Origin of the sequence: Parasphingorhabdus sp. (assembly GCF_039939955.1) — a bacterium.
Taxonomy (GTDB): Bacteria; Pseudomonadota; Alphaproteobacteria; order Sphingomonadales; family Sphingomonadaceae; genus Parasphingorhabdus.
In genome coordinates, this window is sequence record NZ_JBDVHS010000004.1 from 158,617 (window position 1) to 178,432 (window position 19,816).

18 protein-coding genes and 1 pseudogene are annotated in these 19,816 nt (G+C 54.2%); 8 read left to right on the top strand and 11 right to left on the bottom strand.

What is annotated here, in order from left to right; genetic code table 11:
• Positions 1-11 precede the first annotated feature (11 nt).
• Together ABJG22_RS05120 and ABJG22_RS05125 are read left to right on the top strand one after the other, a co-directional pair.
• The gene (locus ABJG22_RS05120) at positions 12-281 is read left to right on the top strand and encodes a hypothetical protein (RefSeq protein WP_348019176.1); all 270 of its coding nucleotides are present in this window, start codon (positions 12-14) and stop codon (positions 279-281) included.
• Between the two features lie 103 nt (positions 282-384).
• A complete protein-coding gene (locus ABJG22_RS05125; protein WP_348019177.1) occupies positions 385-1,707 on the top strand; it encodes an MFS transporter in 1,323 nt (440 codons plus the stop codon).
• Between the two features lie 12 nt (positions 1,708-1,719).
• Here ABJG22_RS05125 and ABJG22_RS05130 read toward each other — a convergent pair whose 3' ends face one another.
• Positions 1,720-2,925, bottom strand: a complete 1,206-nt coding sequence (locus ABJG22_RS05130) for an AI-2E family transporter (protein ID WP_348019178.1) — start codon at positions 2,923-2,925, stop codon at positions 1,720-1,722.
• A 36-nt stretch (positions 2,926-2,961) separates the two neighbouring features.
• Between ABJG22_RS05130 and gmk the strand changes: the two genes are divergently transcribed.
• Together gmk and ABJG22_RS05140 are read left to right on the top strand one after the other, a co-directional pair.
• The gene (gmk, locus tag ABJG22_RS05135) at positions 2,962-3,630 is read left to right on the top strand and encodes a guanylate kinase (RefSeq protein ID WP_348019179.1); all 669 of its coding nucleotides are present in this window, start codon (positions 2,962-2,964) and stop codon (positions 3,628-3,630) included.
• A 457-nt stretch (positions 3,631-4,087) separates the two neighbouring features.
• Positions 4,088-6,118, top strand: coding sequence for a hypothetical protein (locus tag ABJG22_RS05140; RefSeq protein WP_348019180.1), 2,031 nt, complete (start codon positions 4,088-4,090; stop codon positions 6,116-6,118).
• Positions 6,119-6,199: 81 nt separating this feature from the next.
• Here ABJG22_RS05140 and ABJG22_RS05145 read toward each other — a convergent pair whose 3' ends face one another.
• Positions 6,200-7,498 (bottom strand): hypothetical protein, encoded by a 1,299-nt coding sequence (locus tag ABJG22_RS05145; RefSeq protein WP_348019181.1) that lies wholly within the window; start codon positions 7,496-7,498, stop codon positions 6,200-6,202.
• A gap of 22 nt (positions 7,499-7,520) precedes the next feature.
• Complete coding sequence (locus tag ABJG22_RS05150) at positions 7,521-7,916, bottom strand: hypothetical protein (protein WP_348019182.1); 396 nt, start codon at positions 7,914-7,916, stop codon at positions 7,521-7,523.
• Between the two features lie 190 nt (positions 7,917-8,106).
• On the opposite strand from ABJG22_RS05150, the gene uvrA reads away from it, so the two are divergent.
• Both uvrA and ABJG22_RS05160 read left to right on the top strand, forming a co-directional pair.
• On the top strand, positions 8,107-11,124 hold the full coding sequence (gene uvrA, locus ABJG22_RS05155; protein ID WP_348019183.1) for an excinuclease ABC subunit UvrA: 3,018 nt from the start codon (positions 8,107-8,109) through the stop codon (positions 11,122-11,124).
• Complete coding sequence (locus ABJG22_RS05160) at positions 11,121-11,456, top strand: phosphotyrosine protein phosphatase (protein WP_348019184.1); 336 nt, start codon at positions 11,121-11,123, stop codon at positions 11,454-11,456. Before uvrA ends, ABJG22_RS05160 begins: the two co-directional genes overlap by 4 nt.
• On the opposite strand, the gene ABJG22_RS05165 is transcribed toward ABJG22_RS05160, so the two are convergent.
• From ABJG22_RS05165 to ABJG22_RS05175, 3 genes are all read right to left on the bottom strand, one after another.
• Positions 11,453-11,824: a DUF4345 domain-containing protein gene (locus tag ABJG22_RS05165; RefSeq protein ID WP_348019185.1), complete on the bottom strand. Its 372-nt coding sequence runs from the start codon at positions 11,822-11,824 to the stop codon at positions 11,453-11,455. The two genes, ABJG22_RS05160 and ABJG22_RS05165, sit on opposite strands and share 4 nt — an antisense overlap.
• 53 nt (positions 11,825-11,877) lie before the next feature.
• Positions 11,878-12,528 carry a hypothetical protein gene (locus ABJG22_RS05170; protein WP_348019186.1) on the bottom strand — a complete coding sequence of 217 codons (651 nt, stop codon included), beginning with the start codon at positions 12,526-12,528 and terminating at the stop codon, positions 11,878-11,880.
• Between the two features lie 129 nt (positions 12,529-12,657).
• Complete coding sequence (locus tag ABJG22_RS05175) at positions 12,658-14,055, bottom strand: cytochrome P450 (RefSeq protein WP_348019187.1); 1,398 nt, start codon at positions 14,053-14,055, stop codon at positions 12,658-12,660.
• A 158-nt stretch (positions 14,056-14,213) separates the two neighbouring features.
• On the opposite strand from ABJG22_RS05175, the gene ABJG22_RS05180 reads away from it, so the two are divergent.
• Together ABJG22_RS05180 and ABJG22_RS05185 are read left to right on the top strand one after the other, a co-directional pair.
• Positions 14,214-14,927, top strand: a complete 714-nt coding sequence (locus tag ABJG22_RS05180) for a hypothetical protein (protein WP_348019188.1) — start codon at positions 14,214-14,216, stop codon at positions 14,925-14,927.
• A 197-nt stretch (positions 14,928-15,124) separates the two neighbouring features.
• A complete protein-coding gene (locus tag ABJG22_RS05185; protein ID WP_348019189.1) occupies positions 15,125-16,210 on the top strand; it encodes an acyl-CoA desaturase in 1,086 nt (361 codons plus the stop codon).
• A gap of 32 nt (positions 16,211-16,242) precedes the next feature.
• Here ABJG22_RS05185 and gspM read toward each other — a convergent pair whose 3' ends face one another.
• The 5 genes and pseudogenes from gspM to ABJG22_RS05210 form a co-directional block, all read right to left on the bottom strand.
• Positions 16,243-16,716, bottom strand: coding sequence for a type II secretion system protein GspM (gene gspM, locus ABJG22_RS05190; RefSeq protein ID WP_348019190.1), 474 nt, complete (start codon positions 16,714-16,716; stop codon positions 16,243-16,245).
• Complete coding sequence (locus ABJG22_RS05195) at positions 16,713-17,837, bottom strand: hypothetical protein (RefSeq protein ID WP_348019191.1); 1,125 nt, start codon at positions 17,835-17,837, stop codon at positions 16,713-16,715. Before ABJG22_RS05195 ends, gspM begins: the two co-directional genes overlap by 4 nt.
• A gap of 12 nt (positions 17,838-17,849) precedes the next feature.
• Positions 17,850-18,323 (bottom strand): type II secretion system major pseudopilin GspG, encoded by a 474-nt coding sequence (gene gspG / locus ABJG22_RS05200; protein WP_348019192.1) that lies wholly within the window; start codon positions 18,321-18,323, stop codon positions 17,850-17,852.
• Between the two features lie 21 nt (positions 18,324-18,344).
• On the bottom strand, positions 18,345-19,568 hold the full coding sequence (gene gspF, locus ABJG22_RS05205) for a type II secretion system inner membrane protein GspF (protein ID WP_348019197.1): 1,224 nt from the start codon (positions 19,566-19,568) through the stop codon (positions 18,345-18,347).
• Positions 19,561-19,816, bottom strand: a pseudogene (locus tag ABJG22_RS05210) (type II secretion system protein GspE); the annotation flags it as partial. The pseudogene ABJG22_RS05210 and the gene gspF, both read right to left, overlap by 8 nt.

Sequence of the window (19,816 nt, forward strand, 5' to 3'; positions counted from 1 at the left end):
ATCAGTAAAAGATGTCGCTAGTCAGAAATATCTTCACGACGGTTGTCGGAAATGAAGCGCGCAAGCGTACAAAGGGCAATGGAGCGTTGCACTTTGGCCTCGGCATGATTGCCGCTCGGATCGCGACCCGATCCGTTCCCGGCGCACTATTGGTTGGCGGGGCGCTGATCGCCAAAAAACTCTATGATGATTCGAAAGAGGCTGAAGTCCTGCCCGCATCCGAGACGGTGATTGATATTGAGGGCAGGCCGGTGCCAGAAAAGAACGAATCCCTATTATAGCCCGCTTTCTACGACGTCGCTAATCCGCCAACGGCAGGCGCAACCGCCCCGCTCACTTCATAGCAGCATAAGCATCATTGATTGTCACTGACATTACTGTAACTTGCTCAAAAACCGCCAATATGTAGCGGTACAGGAGAGCATATTGGCAACCACCGCGCAAACGGGGCAAGCGCCCCGCAAATTCTATGGCTGGATCAATGTCAGGCTGTTCTTCTTCATTCAATTTGCCGCCTCGGGTTTTGTCTATTTCGCCTATTCGGTTGTCTTTCCGGTGATGGTCGAAACTATGGCGTGGAACCGTGGGACGGCCTCCTTGGCGCAATCCATTGCCTTGGTGATGTTTGGTTTAGCTTATCCATTGACCGGCTATCTTCTCAGGCGACACGGCGTCCGCCAGACATTGACCATCGGGCTGCTCGTCATGCTAACCGGTTTGATGCTGCTAATTTTCGCGGTTACCGAAGTATGGCAATGGATCATGATATGGGGCGGCATCATGGGCCTTTCTTTCTCCCTGACCGGCCCGATTTGCTCGCAAACCGCGATGATCAGCTGGTTCAGCATCAAAAGATCCACAACCATCGGGATTGTGCTGACCGGCGGCGCTCTGGGGGGTGCATTGGTGCAGCCGGCTCTCTCTTCTTTGATGAGCCAGTTCGACAGTTGGCGCGCCGCATGGATCGTTGCCGCCGCCATGGTGGTCATCGCTCTAATTGTCACGCGATTCATCATTAACCGTCCACAAGATATCGGTCAGTTTCCTGACAATATAGACCCAGACTCTGTGAAAGATGATCCCTTGGCCAAAAATCTGCGGCCCAAAACTCATCGGACCGGCCATGACTGGACGATCAAACAGGTTGTCCGAACACCCGCGCTCTATCTCGTGATGTTGGTGACGCTTGGTTATTTGAGCACTTTCTTTTTCCTGCTCAACCATGGAATCTTGCACCTTACCGACAACGGTCTGTCTGGCCTGGAGGCCGCATCGATCCTTGGCCTCGCGATATTGGGTAGCGGACTGGCGCGGATTCCTGCGGGCTGGCTCGGCGATCAATTCGAGCTACGCTGGACAGTGTTTGGATTCATTGCCTTGATGGCGTTCGCGCTTGCTGGATTCTGGCTGGGCAACGGCATTTTTCTCCTCTCGACGATGGGCATGCTTTTCGGTGCCGGATACGGCGGTTTACTGGTCTTGGGGCCGGCGATGACGGGAAATTATTACGGAGAGCGTGCGTTCCCGATCATAAATTCTATGATCGCGCCCATCATGCTCCCTTTCGCAGCCGCTGCACCAGCCGGAGCAGGCTATATATTCGAAGCCACCGGCAGCTATAATATCGCATTCACGCTTGCAATCGGCTTGCTAGCGACCGGGATGATCGCTGCATTTTTCCTAAAGCCGCCGGTGGCGCCGGTTTAAGGCCGTGCGGTCCTAGATATTTCCATCGCTGGAGAGCAACGCGGCAATCGGTTTTGTTCCGGGCCGCCGGGCCAGCACGATCATCAAGATGGTGGTGAACGGAACCGCCAATATCGCACCGGGTATGCCCCACAGGCTGCTCCAGATTGCCAATGACACCAGCACCACCATCGGGCTGAGATTAACCGATCGGCTGAGCATTTTCGGTTCAACAATATTGCCGATAATCACCTGTGCCGCCACCATCAGCCCAGTGGCGATCATTGGAACCGTCAAACTGCCAAATTGAGCCACGGCAAATAGCGCCGGAAAAGCGACGCCGACAAAAGAACCAATATAGGGAATATAGTTGAGCAGCGCGATTATGATTGCCCATAGAGCGGCATATTCCACGCCCATGACCAACAATATGATCCAACAGATAATTCCTAGAATGATATTGATCAGCGTCTTGGTCGCCAAATAGCTACCGATATCATGGTTGATCCGCGTGATCATATTCAGCGTGTCCGTGGAATCACCATCAGAACCAAAAGCCCTGCGCACTTTTTCGGGAAAACCGGTAATCTCGCTGAGCAGGAAGGATGCGTATAATATCGTTATAAAAACGAAACCGCCAAAGCTGGTCAATGAGGACAATACCGACTGAGCAAGCGCGGCAATATCAATCTCGGTAAAAAATCTCGTGGCAAATTCGCTGACCGCCTTTGCAACCGCTTCGGTGCCCCGGTCAAACATCGCCCCAGGAGATGCCATAAGATCGGAAGTCTCCAATGAAGCGCCCGGATCTTCAGCGGGAAGCGGGAACCAAGCTGCAAACAAGCTTTCCAGATTGCGTTGATAGACAGGCAGCGAGGGCACGAGATTCTGCAGGCTGGCCACCAGCATCCGGGTCATGGCAAATAGCAGAGCCAATACCCCGATCAAGGCGACCGTCGCGCGCAGCCACAAAGGCGTGCGACCCAGTCCGGGAATACGGGCCACCGTGGCGCTCGCGGCGTAGAGAATCTGCAACAATATAACCGCGGTGACGATCGGCAAGATAATGTCCTTACCGACGTAAAACAGCCAGCCGACCATGATGGTAATACCCACGGCGTAAAATATCGTACTGACGCGTCCTTGGAACATACATTTGGAATAGCCGGATTTTTCGGGGCTGTCATCATGAGGATTGCATCGCAAAGCTGGCGCGTGGGTAAACATCAGGACAAGCATCTTGACGCGGCGCTCCGTTCTCGGCCAATAGCCGCTATGGCCGACAATATTTCTTCCCAGACAATCGACAATGATCATCGCGAATTAAACCGCAGGGGATTGCTATTCGTACTTTCTTCTCCGTCCGGAGCGGGAAAGTCGACGCTGGCGAGCATGTTGCTGGAGGCGGATGAGGAGATCGCGATGTCGGTCTCCGTTACGACGCGCCCCCAAAGGCCGGGTGAGGAACATGGCAAAGACTACCATTTCGTCGGCGGCGACGAATTTGAGGAAATGGTCGCAGACAACAGCTTCCTCGAATATGCAACGGTATTCGGCAATCGCTATGGCACGCCTGCGGCACCGGTCAATCAGAGCCTGGAAGACGGACAGGATGTGCTGTTCGATATCGACTGGCAGGGCACACAACAGCTTTATCAACGCGCCGGACAAGATGTTGTGCGCGTCTTTATCTTGCCGCCTTCGCTCGGCGAACTACGCAAGCGACTGGAAAGCCGTAACACCGATGCGCCTGATGTCATTGACAACCGGATGCAACGGGCAGCAAGCGAGATCAGCCATTGGGACGGTTATGACTATGTCCTGATCAACGACAATCTCGAAGCTTGTTTTGCGAAGGTAAAACAAATTCTCGCTACGGAACGGATGCGCCGTGCCCGACAAACCGGTTTGATCGGATTTGTCAGGGATTTGATGGCCGAATGATTGGTCGTTTAACGCCCCGTCCGCGCTGACTTCAACAAAAGGGATGGTGCCAGAAGGGCTTCAATGACCGCGCCCAATAGGGGGCGGGCGCGAACCCAAATGTCCCGGGAATAGGAGCATGCCCATGCGGTAGGCAAAATATCCCGGTTAATCATTCTGCGAATCCGCATCCTGACACCATCCCCCGTGATTGAGCTTCGATGCAACCCGTTAGCTTGTTATGCTTTTTCGGATATTCACTTAGCTACCAACGGGATAGCATGATGGCCCAGCGTGCCGGATTCCGTTCGACCAACGGCAATTGTCCGTCGATGAAATGGCGACACGGTTACATTTCCTACAATTATTTGCGCTTTCTTCTCGCTCCCGATCAGCCTCACCCGCTAAAAGAGCGTTGGTTTTGCTGTCCCGACCAGTTACCAAAGGAAGGAATAGCAGATCGCTGTAAGGGGCAAATATGGTAGAGACACGGGAAATTGATGTCCTGATCGTCGGCGGTGGTTTTTCGACCATGCCGCTGATCCGGGAGCTGGATGCCAGCGGAATCAGCTGGCTTATGGTGTCCCCGATGGCCCCGATCTGGCAGCAGCTGGAAGCCGCCGATGCGCTGGATTTTGATCTGGTCAGTTCCCTGCAGAGCAGCGTCTACTCTTTCGAGCTGGTGGAAATGCTGAAAGAACAGGGCGAAGATTTCACCGACAATTTCCCCACCGCGCGCGAATTTTACGCGATCCACAAAAAATATGCCGCGCGCTACGCCGACCATATTCACAACGGCCGCGTGGACAGCATCGATAATCATGGCGACCACAGCATCATCCATCTGGAAAACGGCGAGCAGTTCCGCGCCAAACATGTCGTCGTCGCCACCGCGTTCCGCCGGAAAATGAACGCCAATCTCAAACAGATCACGGTCGACGAAAGCTTCGCCGACAAGAATGTGGCGATCACCTCGACCGGCGACAGTTCCAACCTGCTGATCGCCAAGCTGGTTGCTTATGGCGCAAAAGTGCATCTGGTCACCAATGGCTTCATCATGCTCGACAAGATGTTCGCGACCTTCTCGCCCTTTGACGACGGCCCGCGCTTCGTGCCGCTGGATCAGCTGGAATGTCACAATTTCTCGGAAGTCAGCAAATGGAGCTATCGCGCCTTCATCGATGGCGGCTATATCCACGGCCTGATCCATCATGGCTTTGCCAAGATTTTCGACCGCAACAGCCTGGGCGTGCGCCATCCCAAGAGCATCCGGCCGCACAAGGACATCCGCAGCTTTTTCAAGGCCAAGGCACCGGTTGAAAACGGCCATATCGCGATCAAATATTGGCCGATCGATGTCTACAAACTCTATTGCGAGGAGACGCTGGAGCAGAAGATCAGTGACGGCTATCTGATCAACGACCTGCCCTTCTTTCTGGAGCACGGCCATGTGAAGCTGTGGGACAAGTCGGTCGCGACCATCGACGATGACGCGAAACAGATCCGCGAAGGCGGCGAAAGCGCGGCCTTCGACATGATCATCGACGGCGATCAGGAAGAACCGGCCATCCCCGAAATCCGGGTCCATGGCGAAAACGGTGTGGAAGGTTTTTCCTACCAAACCCGCGAACAGTTCATGGGCGTGGTGTCGTCAAAGCTCGACAATATCTACACCATCGGTTTCACCCGTCCGTTCACCGGCGGGCTGAACAATATCAGCGAAATGCAGTGCCTGCTGGTCCACCGGATGATCGCGGAGCCCGACTTTCGCGAGAGCATCAACGCCAATATCGACCAGCGGATCAGAAACTATAACGCGACCTATTATGCGAACCGGCCGGCGAAAAAGACCGACCATCTGGTCTGGTACGGCACCTATACCGATGAAGTCGCCAAGCTGCTCGACATCAGACCCACGCGCGCCGAGATGCCCGGCAAGAAGGGCTTGATGCGCTATTATATGGCCCCGAACAATGTCTTCCGCTTCCGCGAGAAAGGCCGCTATGCGGTCGAAGGCGTCAGCGAGCTCATCGATCACACCGCCAAACAATATCACGACTATAAAGTGCTGGCGCTGCTGGTCATCCGTTACCCGTTTTTCGAACTGCTGGCGCTCGGCACAATATTGCTGGCACCGGTGCCGTGGTGGATCAAGATCCCCGCTGCAATCATCCACAACCGCCTGCCCTTCACCTCGACCCTAGTCGGAAAATTCGGGTTACCGACTAGAGAGAGCAAGGGGATATTCAACTACCGCAAGGCGATCAGTTTTCCGGTACTCGCATACCCGCTAATCGCTGCTGTTGTATGGGCCGCAGCGGGTATGGGCGCGGCGTTCGCATTTTCTGCCGGATTGCTCGCCTACGTCTACGCGATGATCCACTTGGGTACCGCCAAGGGCTGGAACCGCAAGTTCTTCTGCGACATGAAGAGCAAAAGGTCGCCGGAGATGGTTGGTTTTTTCGAGCGGTACCGGAAGGCTTTTGGGCGGGTTAAGGGTGGTGGATAAAGTACGAAACGCCCACCTATCAAAAAAAAATGAACTAAACAGACAAAATTAGCCCTTAGATTGGGCGCCAAGGCTTCTAGATTAAATTTTCGAAAAGTCGAAGGCCTTGGTAACGAATATTCCAAACTTAAAATCGCTTTCTTCACTGTCATAAGCGGCCTTGATGCCGGCATTCAGCTGGTTTTTTTCGTTCCTTAGAAGATAGATGGGCACTTCTATTCCCCAATTTTTATCCTCAACATCATAAGAACCCTTTAGTTCTAGGGCAAAAGGTAGCTTCGGATCGGCCCAACGCATTACTCCAAAAACTCGGATATCTTTGTTTTTCTTAGGTGGCGCAAAAACCGCACTCAAACATTCCAATGGATCGATATTCGCATTTGACTGGCAGAGGATTTTCTTGTCACTTGCTTTATAATTCTCCTTATATTCCCCTCCAATAAAGAAGATGAAAGGGTCCTTGATTTGGGGCATGTACCCAATTGATGCGGCTAAGGAAAAAGAACTAAAACGGTTTTTGCTCTTCATAAAAGTAACTGGATCTCGGAAGGTAAAATCTTCAATTCCCCAGCTAGTCGAGACATTTGCCATTAGGAGTGGTCGTTCAATTAGGCGCTTCCCGTCATCGTCCCACAGCTTCAAGAATTCTTGCTTTTCTGAATCCTCCAAAAACATTGATTTTCCATTGCTTCCAGATTTTATCACTGCATAAATTTGCGAATATTCAATATTACAATCGCCCGTTCGGTCCTGTTTTTCAATATTTGCGTTGTCCATTTTCTTTCGAAATGTATCTTTAATTTCCAATACCTTCTCATCGTACAATTTTTGGCTCGACAGTCGATACACTTCAGCTTGATACAACTTCTCTTGATAAGCGATGTCGATAGCCTTCTGGCGCTTTGCATAGCACCGGTCTGCCTGCAAGTCTGCCAGTTGATCCATTCTTGTTAGGGCTGCATTGGAGGTTGACTGGGTTAGATCTGGAATTGGGATGAGATCGGTTGAGAATGAGAATCCGACGCCAAGCTTGTTTTGCAAACCGGTTTCGGTAATAAAATTTGATCGATCACTTTTTTTGTCGATGGGTGCCGTGAACGTGAGAGCAAATTTTGTAGAACCGAGGCCATCAGTCGAATCCAACGTCTTGTCTACGGTAATTTTAGCATCTGAGCTACCAAAGTCAGAGACAATTTGAATCTGCTCAAAAAGATTACCTGTTACAGGGTCGCCGTCTTCCGATACTTTAGCAAGCGATTGAGTCAATTTGGCCGACATTAGTTGCTTCGTATTATCACCATCGGCTTCTGCTTGAGCTGTATTTGGAATGAAAGCAATCATCGCCGTACATATCAATAGCGCGCATTCTTTATTATTCATGTTTACTCTCCTTTTGATAGCTCTATGTCTGATAGCGCTTCCTCGCCCGCCCGACCCAAATCCCTCCAGCTAACTGACTGTCAGATGGGTTGGAACCAAGTTTCCGGTTGGAAATCAACGCAACAAATTTCTGTGGCTTGGGCGATTTTTTTCTAATCAGATAGGACACTTTGCCGTCCTTATCGCCGCGCATAAATATAGCGAGGGTGTAGAGTACCTTGTCTCTCAGTTCCGCCTCAGCTATCTCCGATTTCACTTGTTTTACGCCGCCAATTGAATCGGGTTCCGAAAGGGTTCTAATTTTGAATTCTAGACGTTGGCTCCATCTTTGATTTTGGATTCCCGTTTCACGTTCAAACTGAGCCAAATTTCGTTTCATGCCGTTCGATTTGACACGCTTTATTTCGTATATGGCCATAACGTCTCTCCCTATTCTTCCAATTTCACCTCCCCAATTGCCCACACCTCGCAACAACACCCGTGACCCCCATCACGCTCCCTCAAAAACTCACCCCTTGCCATGCGAACAAAAACAGAACATATAGCGCAAACCACCCTGTCCTTTTGACCCGCTGGACTCTCTCCGGCATCTTCGGCAAAGCACGCGCATGAGTTTGACCCACATAAAAGTTAAAAGCGCCCGCGAGCATAATCTCAAAGGCGTCGATATTGAGCTTCCGCGTGAGAAGTTGATCGTGATCACTGGCCTGTCCGGTTCCGGCAAAAGCTCGCTCGCGTTCGACACCATCTATGCCGAGGGCCAGCGGCGCTATGTCGAGAGCCTCAGCGCTTATGCGCGGCAGTTTCTCGAGATGATGCAAAAGCCCGATGTCGAGCATATCGAGGGGCTTTCGCCCGCGATCTCGATCGAGCAGAAAACCACCAGCCGCAATCCCCGCTCGACCGTCGCAACAGTGACCGAGATATACGACTATATGCGGCTGCTGTGGGCGCGCGCCGGCGTGCCTTATTCGCCGGCGACCGGCTTGCCGATCACCGCACAGACGGTGTCGCAGATGGTCGACCGGGTGATGACCCTGCCCGAAAAGACCCGTTTCTTCCTGCTCGCTCCTGTCGTCCGTGGCCGCAAGGGCGAATATCGCAAGGAATTGCTCGAGTGGCAGAAGGCCGGTTTCACCCGTGTCCGGGTCGATGGCGAATTTTACGATATCGAGGAAACGCCGAAACTCGACAAGAAATATAAGCATGACATCGAGGTCGTCGTCGACCGCCTCGTGGTGCGCGAAGGGATGGAACAACGGCTTGCCGACAGTTTCGAGACCGCCTTACGGCTGGCCGATGGGCTGGCCTTTGTTGATCTGGCGGATGGCACTGTTGAGGAAGCGCTTGCCAATCGTACTTCGACAAGCTCAGCACGAACGGTGGGTGATGACGCCGGTTCATCGAAGAAATCCGTTCGTCCTGAGCCTGTCGAAGGACCGAGCGTGGCCGAAGCCAGCGCGAATTTCAAACCGGAGCCAAGCGGCAAAAAAATGAAAGGCACGGGCCTGCCGCCGAACCGGATCGTCTTTTCCGAACGTTTTGCCTGCCCGGTCAGCGGCTTCACCATTGAGGAAATCGCGCCGCGCCTGTTCTCCTTCAACGCACCACAAGGCGCCTGCCCCTCTTGCGACGGTCTCGGCGAAAAGCTGCATTTCGACACCCAGCTCATCGTTCCCAATCCCGCTCTGTCGATCAAGCAGGGCGCGGTCGTGCCCTGGGCAAAGTCCAATCCACCCTCGCCTTATTATATGCAGGTATTGGGCAGCCTTGCGCGGCATTTCGAATTTGATCTCGATACCCCGTGGAATGAACTGAGCGACCATCATCAGGACGTAATTCTGAACGGCACGCAAGGCCTGCCGGTCACCTTGCGCTTTCAGGACGGACGCAAATCCTATGAAGTGAAGAAGCCGTTTGAGGGTGTCGTCGGCAATCTCAACCGGCGCATGTTGCAGACCGAGAGCGCCTGGATGCAGGAAGAGCTGGCCAAATTCCAGGCTGCTGCCCCCTGCGAGACCTGCCACGGTGCGCGGCTCAAACCCGAAGCGCTGGCGGTGAAGATCGCGGGCGAGGATATCTCCATTTCTTCCCGCCGGAGCGTTGGCGATGCGCTGGAATTTTTTGAAGCTCTGGGCGCAAAGCTGGACAAGACGCAGAGCCAGATTGCCGAACCGATCCTGAAAGAGATTATCGAACGGCTGGGCTTTCTCAACAATGTCGGCCTCGACTATCTCAATCTCGACCGGACCAGCGGCACGCTTTCCGGCGGCGAAAGCCAGCGTATCCGGCTCGCCAGCCAGATCGGGTCCGGCCTCAGCGGCGTGCTCTATGTTCTCGATGAACCCAGTATCGGTCTGCACCAGCGCGACAATGACCGCCTGCTGACGACGCTGAAACGGCTCCGCGACCTTGGCAATACGGTGATCGTGGTCGAGCATGACGAGGACGCGATCCGCACGGCAGACTGGGTTGTCGATATGGGGCCCGGCGCGGGCGTGCGCGGTGGCGAAGTCGTGGCCGAAGGGACGCTCAAGCAGATATTGAAATCGAAAAAGTCACTGACCGCCGCCTATCTCAATGGCTCACGGGAGATCGAAGTGCCGGCCAAGCGCCGCAAGGGGAATGGCAAGAAGCTGACCGTGCATGGCGCGACAGCGAACAATCTACAGAATATCACGGCGTCGGTTCCCTTAGGTACCTTCACCTGCATCACCGGCCTGTCGGGCTCGGGCAAAAGCTCGTTCACCATCGACACGCTTTATGCGGCCGCAGCACGGACGCTCAATGGCGCGCGGATGATTGCCGGTAAGCATGACAAGATTACCGGCCTGGAATATTGCGACAAGGTCATCGATATCGACCAGTCGCCAATTGGCCGCACGCCGCGGTCCAACCCGGCGACCTATACGGGCGCCTTCACCAATATCCGCGACTGGTTTGCCGGTCTGCCCGAGGCACAGGCCCGCGGCTACAAACCCGGCCGGTTCAGCTTCAACGTCAAAGGCGGGCGCTGCGAAATGTGTCGTGGTGACGGGCTAATCAAGATTGAGATGCACTTCCTGCCCGACGTCTATGTGACCTGCGAGGAATGCGGCGGCAAACGCTATAATCGCGAGACATTGGAAGTGAAGTTCAAGGGCAAATCGATCGCCGACATTCTCGACATGACGGTCGAGGATGCGGTGAGCTTCTTCAAGGCAGTCCCGCCGATCCGCGACAAGATGGCGATGCTCTACGAAGTGGGGCTGGGCTATGTGAAGGTTGGGCAACAGGCCACGACGCTTTCAGGCGGTGAGGCCCAGCGGGTCAAGCTGGCGAAAGAACTGTCCAAACGGTCAACCGGACAGACGCTCTATATTCTCGACGAGCCGACCACCGGTCTGCATTTCGAGGATGTCCGCAAGCTGCTACAAGTGCTGCACCGGCTGGTCGAACAGGGCAATAGCGTGGTGGTGATCGAGCATAATCTCGATGTGATCAAGACCGCCGATCATATTCTGGACCTCGGTCCCGAAGGCGGCGTGCGCGGCGGCGAAATTGTCGCACAAGGCACGCCGGAACAAGTTGCCAAGGTAAAGGGCAGCTATACCGGCGGTTATCTGAAGGATATGCTAGCGAAATGAGCAGCGGCCCTGTGAAGCTGTTATTCGTATGTACCCGCAATCGATTGCGCAGTCCGACCGCTGAAGCTGTATTGAATCAAGGCGATAGCGTCACCGCGATCTCGGCAGGCACCAACCATGATGCAGAAACAACCCTGTCAGGGGATCTGATCGAATGGGCGGACAGAATCTATGTGATGGAATCAGTTCACAAGAAAAAGATCACCCGGCAATATGACGCATTGCTGCAAGACAAGCCGATCCGCAACCTGGCTATTCCGGACAATTATCGGTTTATGGACGCAGGTCTTGTTGTGAAGATAAAGACCATGTTTCCCGAATTTTTTTCTTAGTAGCGCAATACCTTCGCCTGCCAGAGCAACAGCAATGGCGACAGCAGTTCGACAATCATGCCAAGAAATTGCTCAGTCGCCGGCGGGCCGACTGTCAGATAGGACACCGCCCGTGCACAGCCACCGATGAAGAAAAAGAATATGGCAAAACGGAATAGCATCGCCCGGCGCCGCAAATCACCAGCGCTATAGAAAATCATCAACGCGACGCCGATATAGACACCGGAAAGATAGCGATATTGGTTGTCGACCGCACTGGTAAACGGGTCCCCGCCCATATGCTCCGCAGCACCAAAAAAGACACCGTTCAGCCCAAACCATAGCGGGATGAAACCAATCAATATGGTAACAAAGCGAAATGCGATCATGTTGTTATTCCCCTAATTATCTTCTTCCCTCGAAGAAGGCATATTCCCTGATCCTATAATCCCAAAGCCGCCTGCAGCATCTCCAGACCTTCTGCTTCCTCGCTGGTCAGCGCTTGCGCTTCACAGCGCGGGTCGGTTTTCTGCAACGCCCGGATCATCACATCATTGATCGGGATAGGATCACAGCCATGATCGGTCTTGCAGATCAGATCGAACTGCGGTGCCGCTTTGACATGGCAATCCTGGCAGCTGTTGCCGAACCGGTTCACCACTTCATCCGCTCCACGCGTCAGAATTTTGGTTCCCTCGGCCGAAACATCAAGATCAAAATATTCCCAGTCCTTGGTGACTGGATTGAACCCCGCTTCGCGCTTCACCATCACTTCGGTTGGCACCAGCTGCACCACCGAACCGGCTGGATAGACGCCGCCTTCTTCGGCACTCGCAATTGCCACGGTAGCATCAATATCGCCATTGAGATTGCCGACAAAGAAGCGATCCACCGCAGTCAGGTCGCTGATACAGCCAAAGCTCTCTGCGGTGATATTCTCCGTCGGCAGTAAGCTGTCTGTTTCTTCGGTTGTAGCGTCGGGTTCAGAATTGGAACCACTGCATCCCTGCGTCACAAGCCCGGCTAGCAATATTACTGCAGCGGTGCGGAGCAGTTGAGTGGATGGTATACGCCCTGATAGGATGTGCATCATAGTCTGCCCTCCGAGAAAAACCGAGATTGGCACGGAGGGATTGGGCTGTCAATTTTTTGCGTGACGACCGCGAATATTCTTCTCCAAATCGCAGCCGTGCCACTAAATTTCTGAGCTGTTGTTGGACAGTTAGAGCCGTTCAAACCGCACCGGCAGTCCATCCTTTGGCTGCGGGATCGGGAAAACCTGCCAATCCGGTTTGTAATCCGGGCCATCCTGCAGAACAATACGGTTTTGGGTCAGCATCGCATGCATCAATATCTTGATCTGCATATAGGCAAAATGGAGGCCCAGGCACATATGCGCGCCACCACCAAAGGGAACCCATGCATATTTATGACGTCCAGCGCTATTTTCCGGCGTGAAGCGCAACGGATCGAAACGGTCAGGTTCGGGCCAGTGCTTCTCCATCTTATGGACAAATTGCGGGCTAATGCCAACGCTGGTACCCGCCGGTATCGTATAGTTGCGGAACGTGAATTCCTTGAGAGCGCGGCGCGGAATGCTGGGCACCGGCGGAATCAGACGCAGCGATTCCTTAAACGCCATTTCCGTGAGGTCCAGCTTGCCTAGCTGTTCGAGCGTAAGCACGGTCCCGGCGGGAGCAACCGACAGGCATTCCTCGCGCAACCGTTCCTGCCATTCCGGATGCTTGGCGAGCAAATAGGTCATGCTGGTCGCCGAAGATGTGATCGTGTCGTGCGCCGCCATCATCAGAAAATTCATGTGATCGACGACTTCACCTTCGGTCAGCAGTTCGCCATTCTCGTGAGTGGCAAGACATATCTGCGTGAAGATGTCTTCACCGCCTTTGGCACGCCGCTCCTTCACCTGAGGGGTAAAATATTCCAGTAGATATTCACGCGCCTTCACGCCTTTCCACATCTTCGTGAACGGAATAGGTTTCCGGGCGACGCCCACGGACGCCTGCACTTCATCAACAAAGGCCTTGTTGATCTTGTCCGCTTCCGGGCCCCACGGAATACCGAGAATGGCGCTGGCCGCAGTATCAAGAGAGAGCGATTTGATCGCTGGATAAAATTGGAGATCAGTCCCACTCCATTCAGCGACGCGGTCCAATATGCCGGTACCCAAGACCTCACAATGGTGTTTCATCGGACCTGGCTTAAAGGCGACAGAAAGTGCCTTGCGGTCGGCTCTGTGCCGATCAAAATCCATCAACATCAATCCCCGCGGGAAGAGATTGTTGAGCACGGGCCCCCAACCCTGTTCGCTGGAAAATATCTTGTCCTTGTTGAACATCACCAGCTCGGTGGCATCGGCACCCAGTAGCATGATATTATGTTTGCCAAAGCTATGGGTCCGATAGACCGAACCAAATCGCTCAAACATATATTGACCAAAACCAATCGGGTCTTTGATCACTTTCAACGTCGTTCCGATTATGGGAAGCCCATTTTCGCCGGGAATATGCGCCAGTTGTTCATCACTAGGCGGTTTCACCCAATGTGGGTTGGCGGTTTCCTCATAGGGATATCCGTGCGATTTTGCAGCAACTGTGGCCAAAGGACGACTCCTAAACAAATGTATACATGGCTTGTTAGCTACTTTCATGAATGTCAGCAAGGCGCTCCATTCATACGCTATTCAATCGCTGCGCCTTACCTATGATAATATTGAAAAATGCACTGCAAACTTGCACGGCTGGCGCTAAGGGAAAGAATATGACCAATTTCAAAATGGCTTGGCTGTTCAAATCAGCCGCAGCAGCCGGCGCTTTGTTAAGCTTGGGCGGATGTATGTACGGCGGCGGCTATTATGGTGACGGTTATGTCAACAATTCCGACTATGGCTGCGATCCCTATGCACCGTTCGACGACTATTATGCCTGCGACAATGGCTATGGTTTTACCAATATCGGATTTGGCGGCGGCTGGTATGATCAATATTATTATCCCGGCTATGGTGTTCATATCTTCGACCGCGGCGGTAAACGCCATATCATGCGAGACCGTCACCGGCGCCATTGGGCCAGACAGCGCGCCTATTTTGGTGAGAAACATGCCGGCAAACGTTATCGAAATCGAGAAAAACGGGCAGAACGGCGCAACCAAAGATATGAGCGCGGGGATGGTACGCAAAACCAAAGACGCAGCGGATATCGCAATAGAGTAGGACCGGGCAGTACCGGCAACAATCGTCCGGCAGTCAGAGCTGCTCGACCCGATAACGCCGGCCAAGCTGCGCCAGTTCGCAGCCGCAGCGATCGGGTAGAACGCGCCGAGCGGCGCGCTGCAAGAGCTGCCGTCGCGAAGCCAGCGCGAACGCGCGCCGCTACCCGTCCCGAGCGAACATCCAGGCCACCACGGATGGAGAGAAAGTCTCGCCCTTCATCACGACACGAGAGCAGTCAGCCCGAACGCATGAGTGATGACTAACCGGTCCTGACGCGCTTTTCTGTCGCAGGGCAGCTATCGACTTAAGACGAGTTGCATCCAAAAACAGCGCTGCCACTGTTCCCGATTGACCAAAATCGTCGCTTTTTTGCCGTTAATCCGGCTAATGGTTAAGATAATTGTAATCATTGTAAATAGCCTATATCCTTGCGTAACGAACCAGCGCGAGGAATTTGTCGATGGCTACTGCATTTAGCGACATTCAACCCGATGATTTCACATCATCGGAAAAGCATCCACAGCATGGCGTCATTATTGGCGGACCAGCAGCGCGGGCAAAGCGCATCGAATATGGCATTTTGCTGGCTTCTATGACCTTCGGCGCCATCGGCGCGCTTTATTGGACCCTCACCCAGTCGACTGGATGGATAGAATGGTCAGCATTTCTGTTCGGCTTCGTGCTGATCAATATGGGCGTGGGCATCGGCTATCATCGCTTTTTCACGCATCGCGCTTTTGAAGCTGGACCCAAGATGCGTCTGGCGATCGGAATTTTGGCGCAAATGTCCACGCAGCATTCGGTCCTGAAATGGGCTGCTGACCATCGCCGCCATCATGCTTTTTCTGATGATGTGGGAGATCTCCACAGTCCCCATGTTGACGGCCATGGCAACAAAATGTCGAAATGGAAAGGTCTGGGTATTGCCCATTTTGGCTGGCTGTTTGACAATACCACATCGGACATGAAGGTGTACGGCAAAGGCCTAGTCGACGATCCGCAAGTCATGTGGTGCCACAAACATCGCTGGTCGATTGCCATTTTCTCGGTCATCATCTTGCCGGCTCTTTGGGCCCTGGCATTTGGTGGGCCCGAACATATCGTCGGGACGATTCTGATCGGCGGCCTGCTCCGCAACTTCTTCTTCCTCAATTTTGTCATGGGTGTGAACAGCATCGGCCATGTCTTTGGCTCCCAGCGGTTCGACACCAAGGACGGATCGCGCAACAATTGGTTCTTGGCCTGGATGACCTTCGGTGACGGCTGGCACAACAACCATCACCAGCATCCACGCGCGGCATCGTCGCAAATTGCCTGGTGGGAATTCGACCTCAACGGTCAGATCATCTATCTTTGGGAGAAAATGGGTCTGGTCTGGAACGTCCAACGAGCGCCCACTTATATTCGCAATGAAAAAGGCGAATGGATTCAACAGCGGGTGAAAGCACCAATTGCCAATCTCGACGAACCGGAAGTCATGTCAGCCGACGATGGCGGCATCATGTTCCCCGCCGATAAGCAGCGTCATATAGAACCTGCCGAATAGGCAGACGCACAGCATTTTGACAATGTGATCGCTTATTGCGATCGCAGAGTCAGCGTTGCGGAAACGGCTTGATTGCTTGTTGGATTGACGCTGAGCGCTTCCACGGCAATACCTTGTCGTTCGATCCGCGCCAACCAGCCGAATAGCGCGGTCGGCTTGGCCGATTTCACCACGACGTTGACCCGGCTATCCGATTGCGGTGTGACAGAAGCAACCGCAATACCTGTTTCCCCTGCACTTTGGCTGACGAAGCTATCCAATGCGCCGTTAAACTTGGTTGCCTCCATGTCCGCTGGCTGCTGGAGCGCGGCAACTTTGGCCTCAATCCGTGTCTGCCGCTCAACCGCGTCAACGTAGCGTTCTTCTGCAGATTCCATCGCGCCGACCATCGGGCGGACGATAGCGTAATAGCCGACAAGCCCGACCAGCAGCAGCCCCGCAATCCCGACCAATATTTTTTCCCGCTGACTTAAGCGAACGAACCAGATTCTAACATTCTCGATCATGGGGCTCTCACCGTAATATCAGCCTGCGCCGATCCTGTAGCATCGGTACGCGGTGTTGCCGTGATGATGAAGCCTGCGTCCTGCAACGTACGCAGGACGGGATTGATATCCTCGTTCCTGACCGCCGACAATGTTGCCGACACTATCCCATTGTCACCATAGCTCATGCGAGTAATCGATACGTTCGGTACCTGTTGCAGGGCAGAATATAGAGCCGAAGCCGGAACCGGAAACATGATATTGCCGCGATTTTCATCAAGTAGCCGCTGATCCAGCGCGCGTTCGGCGCTATCTGGATCTTTAACCTCTCCAACAACCGAAGTCGCCTTGGCGAGTGCAGCCTCGTCCGCCGCGTGGGCCGCCCAATGAAATTGAACGAGCTGCACCAGCGGAATGGCCAGCGACAGAATGGCCAGTGCCGCTACCATCCACCTAAGCCGTCGCTTTTGTGACCTATCCATCGTTCGCCGTTTCTTCTTGGCAAAGAGACCGCTTCGAAAATTCAGATCAGTTTTTTCAGAGGCGAGGACCAGCATGGCATCAAATGCATCACCTGCGACAGGCTTGACGGTCAGGCCTGCAAAGAGAAGGGGACGAAGCGCGGGATCATCTACCGCGATGATATTTCCCGCACGGACTAACCGGTCAAACCCGAAGTCCGCGGAAACGGCACCATCATGATCGACTGGCACCAACCAACCCGACGGTATGACCGCATCGGGATCAAGATTCAGTTCCTTTAGGCGGGCCAGCCCGGCCGATATTATCTCCAAACCGACCGATGCCGTAACAGCCCGCCCTTCGCTATCCAAGGTCGCGGCAATATGGACCTTATCGCTTTCCAAACTATGCGCTTTGGCCGCCAAGATCGCAGCGGCGATTGTCTGGCTTTCGTTGGCATCGCTGATCGCTTCGTGGCCCATGATACTGGTCAGATGCGATGGCAGGAGCGCGATCACGCGAACATCCGTTTGTGCTTGATCCGGTCCATAGACTGACGAAGCCATCAATGGATCGAGATCACAACCCCATGCCTGCACTGCGCCATCGGCGACATGCCACCAATGGAGCGGTTCATCATCCGCCGTCGGATAGCCAATCAAGAGAGAATCGGGGTTCACGCGCTATTCGTCTTATTCAGCGTAAATATCGGCATTGTCATCATCGCCGCCCGGCGCGCCGTCGGCACCCAATGAATAGAGATCAAATCCTGGACCCTGACGGCCGGGGTTGTCATATTGATAGGGACGCCCCCAAGGATCGTCGGGCAGTTTCTTGATATAGCCACCCTGCCGATAGCGAGCGGTCGTCGCCAAAGATGCAGGTGGAGAAATCAGGGCCTGAAGGCCATCGGACGAACCGGGATAGCTGAGATTATCAAGCCGGTACATTTCCAGCGCCTGACCAAGCGTCGCAATGTCCGTTCGTGCTTTCTCTACCATCGCCCGGTCCTGACTGGGCAATACATTGATCACCACGATTGTCATCAGCAAGCCGAGAATGAAGATCACCACCATCAGTTCGACCAGGGTAAAGCCATTGCGCCTCTTGCGCTGTTTCGTCTCGGAAGCCGCGGCCTCACAAGAATTTTCAATGTCTGTCGTCATATTCATTCCTTTGTTCCGGCCTTATAGTCCGGCTAGATTCTGAAGCTGCAAAATCGGCAATAATATCGCCAATATCACCAGCGCGACCAACCCGCCAAGCGCCACAATGATGATCGGCTCCAGCAAGGACAAGGCGGTCGAGCTGAAATTGTCAAATTCCCGTTCCAGATAGCCCGCTGCCCGCGCCAGCATATCGTCCAGTTGCCCCGATGCCTCGCCGCTGGACGTCATATAGACCAGCATCGGCGGAAAAACGCCTGCGTTCCTCAATGCGCTGGACAGGCTGCCGCCGCCCCTTATGGCCTCCACCATATCTTCTGACGCCTTGCGCAGCACGCTGTTGTTGATCGTTTCGGTGGTCAGACGCAGTCCTTCGATAATCGGCAAGCGACTGGCCACCATGGTCGAGAGCGTCCGCGCCAGGCGGGCTGCGTGCAAATCCCGGAGCAACCGTCCGAAAAATGGCAGGCGCAGCAGAAAACCGTCAAAACGATATTTGAACTGTGGTTCCTTGAGCGCGCGCCAGCCAATCAGCAGCGCCGCGCCGATGGCAATCGCAATCGCCCACCACCAGTCTGCCAGAAAATTCGATATTCCGATAACGATGCGCGTGATCATCGGCAGTTGCTGGTTCACATCGTCGAACTGCTCGACCACTTTAGGCACCACCGCGATCATCAGCAGCGCGACAACGATAATCGAAACCAGAGCCAGCACCGCCGGATACGCCAGGGTGCCGATCAGCTTGCCGCGCAATTCGGCCTGCCGCTCGAGCAGATCGGCCAGCCTTTCGGTGATATCGGGCAAGGTGCCGGAACTTTCCCCGGCGGCAATCATCGCCCGATAAAGCGGTGGAAAGCTCTTCGGTTCCCGGCGCATGGCTTCGGACAGGCGCTGGCCTTCTATGACCCCGCCGTGGACCGTCGCTATCCGCTGCTGGACATGCGGCTTTTCATTCTGGTTGCCGATGAGGCGCAGCGCTTCCTCCAGCGGGCTGACCTGCACCAGCGAGGACAATTGCCGGGTGAACAGGGTCAGTTCCTTGGATGTCAGTTTTTTCGGACCGAACAGGCCCGTAGACGTTTTGCTCTGCTTGGCTGTTTTTCCCTGCGCCGCCTCCATTTTGACGACGTAGAAATTCCGCTCGACCAGCTTCGCGCGCGCTGCGTCATCACTGGCAGCGGCCAGCCGGCCGGTCTTTTCCCGACCCTTTGGGTCAATCGCTATATAGGCAAATTCAGGCATCGACCGCATCGCTTTCACGCCTCGATATGCGGATCGCTTCTTCCGGCGTGGTCAATCCCTCGCGGACCAGCGCTTTTGCGGCGACACCCAGATGGGGTTGGTTGCGAAACGCATGGGCAGCAATGCGGGCTTCATCGCCGCCATCATTGATCAGCTTTCTGAGCGTGTCGTCAATGCGCACCGCCTCGAACACACCAATGCGGCCCTGGAACCCGGTGTGGTTGCAATGCTCGCAGCCCGTCTCGCGG

Bases quoted from the DNA above. Each gene is read 5' to 3' on its own strand.
- ABJG22_RS05120 (WP_348019176.1), top strand. From the start codon at position 12: ATGTCGCTAGTCAGAAATATCTTCACGACGGTTGTCGGAAATGAAGCG.
- ABJG22_RS05130 (WP_348019178.1), bottom strand. From the start codon at position 2,925: ATGCTTGTCCTGATGTTTACCCACGCGCCAGCTTTGCGATGCAATCCT.
- gmk (WP_348019179.1), top strand. From the start codon at position 2,962: ATGGCCGACAATATTTCTTCCCAGACAATCGACAATGATCATCGCGAA.
- ABJG22_RS05140 (WP_348019180.1), top strand. From the start codon at position 4,088: ATGGTAGAGACACGGGAAATTGATGTCCTGATCGTCGGCGGTGGTTTT.
- ABJG22_RS05145 (WP_348019181.1), bottom strand. From the start codon at position 7,498: ATGAATAATAAAGAATGCGCGCTATTGATATGTACGGCGATGATTGCT.
- ABJG22_RS05150 (WP_348019182.1), bottom strand. From the start codon at position 7,916: ATGGCCATATACGAAATAAAGCGTGTCAAATCGAACGGCATGAAACGA.
- uvrA (WP_348019183.1), top strand. From the start codon at position 8,107: ATGAGTTTGACCCACATAAAAGTTAAAAGCGCCCGCGAGCATAATCTC.
- ABJG22_RS05160 (WP_348019184.1), top strand. From the start codon at position 11,121: ATGAGCAGCGGCCCTGTGAAGCTGTTATTCGTATGTACCCGCAATCGA.
- ABJG22_RS05165 (WP_348019185.1), bottom strand. From the start codon at position 11,824: ATGATCGCATTTCGCTTTGTTACCATATTGATTGGTTTCATCCCGCTA.
- ABJG22_RS05170 (WP_348019186.1), bottom strand. From the start codon at position 12,528: ATGATGCACATCCTATCAGGGCGTATACCATCCACTCAACTGCTCCGC.
- ABJG22_RS05180 (WP_348019188.1), top strand. From the start codon at position 14,214: ATGACCAATTTCAAAATGGCTTGGCTGTTCAAATCAGCCGCAGCAGCC.
- ABJG22_RS05185 (WP_348019189.1), top strand. From the start codon at position 15,125: ATGGCTACTGCATTTAGCGACATTCAACCCGATGATTTCACATCATCG.
- gspM (WP_348019190.1), bottom strand. From the start codon at position 16,716: ATGATCGAGAATGTTAGAATCTGGTTCGTTCGCTTAAGTCAGCGGGAA.
- gspG (WP_348019192.1), bottom strand. From the start codon at position 18,323: ATGACGACAGACATTGAAAATTCTTGTGAGGCCGCGGCTTCCGAGACG.
- gspF (WP_348019197.1), bottom strand. From the start codon at position 19,568: ATGCCTGAATTTGCCTATATAGCGATTGACCCAAAGGGTCGGGAAAAG.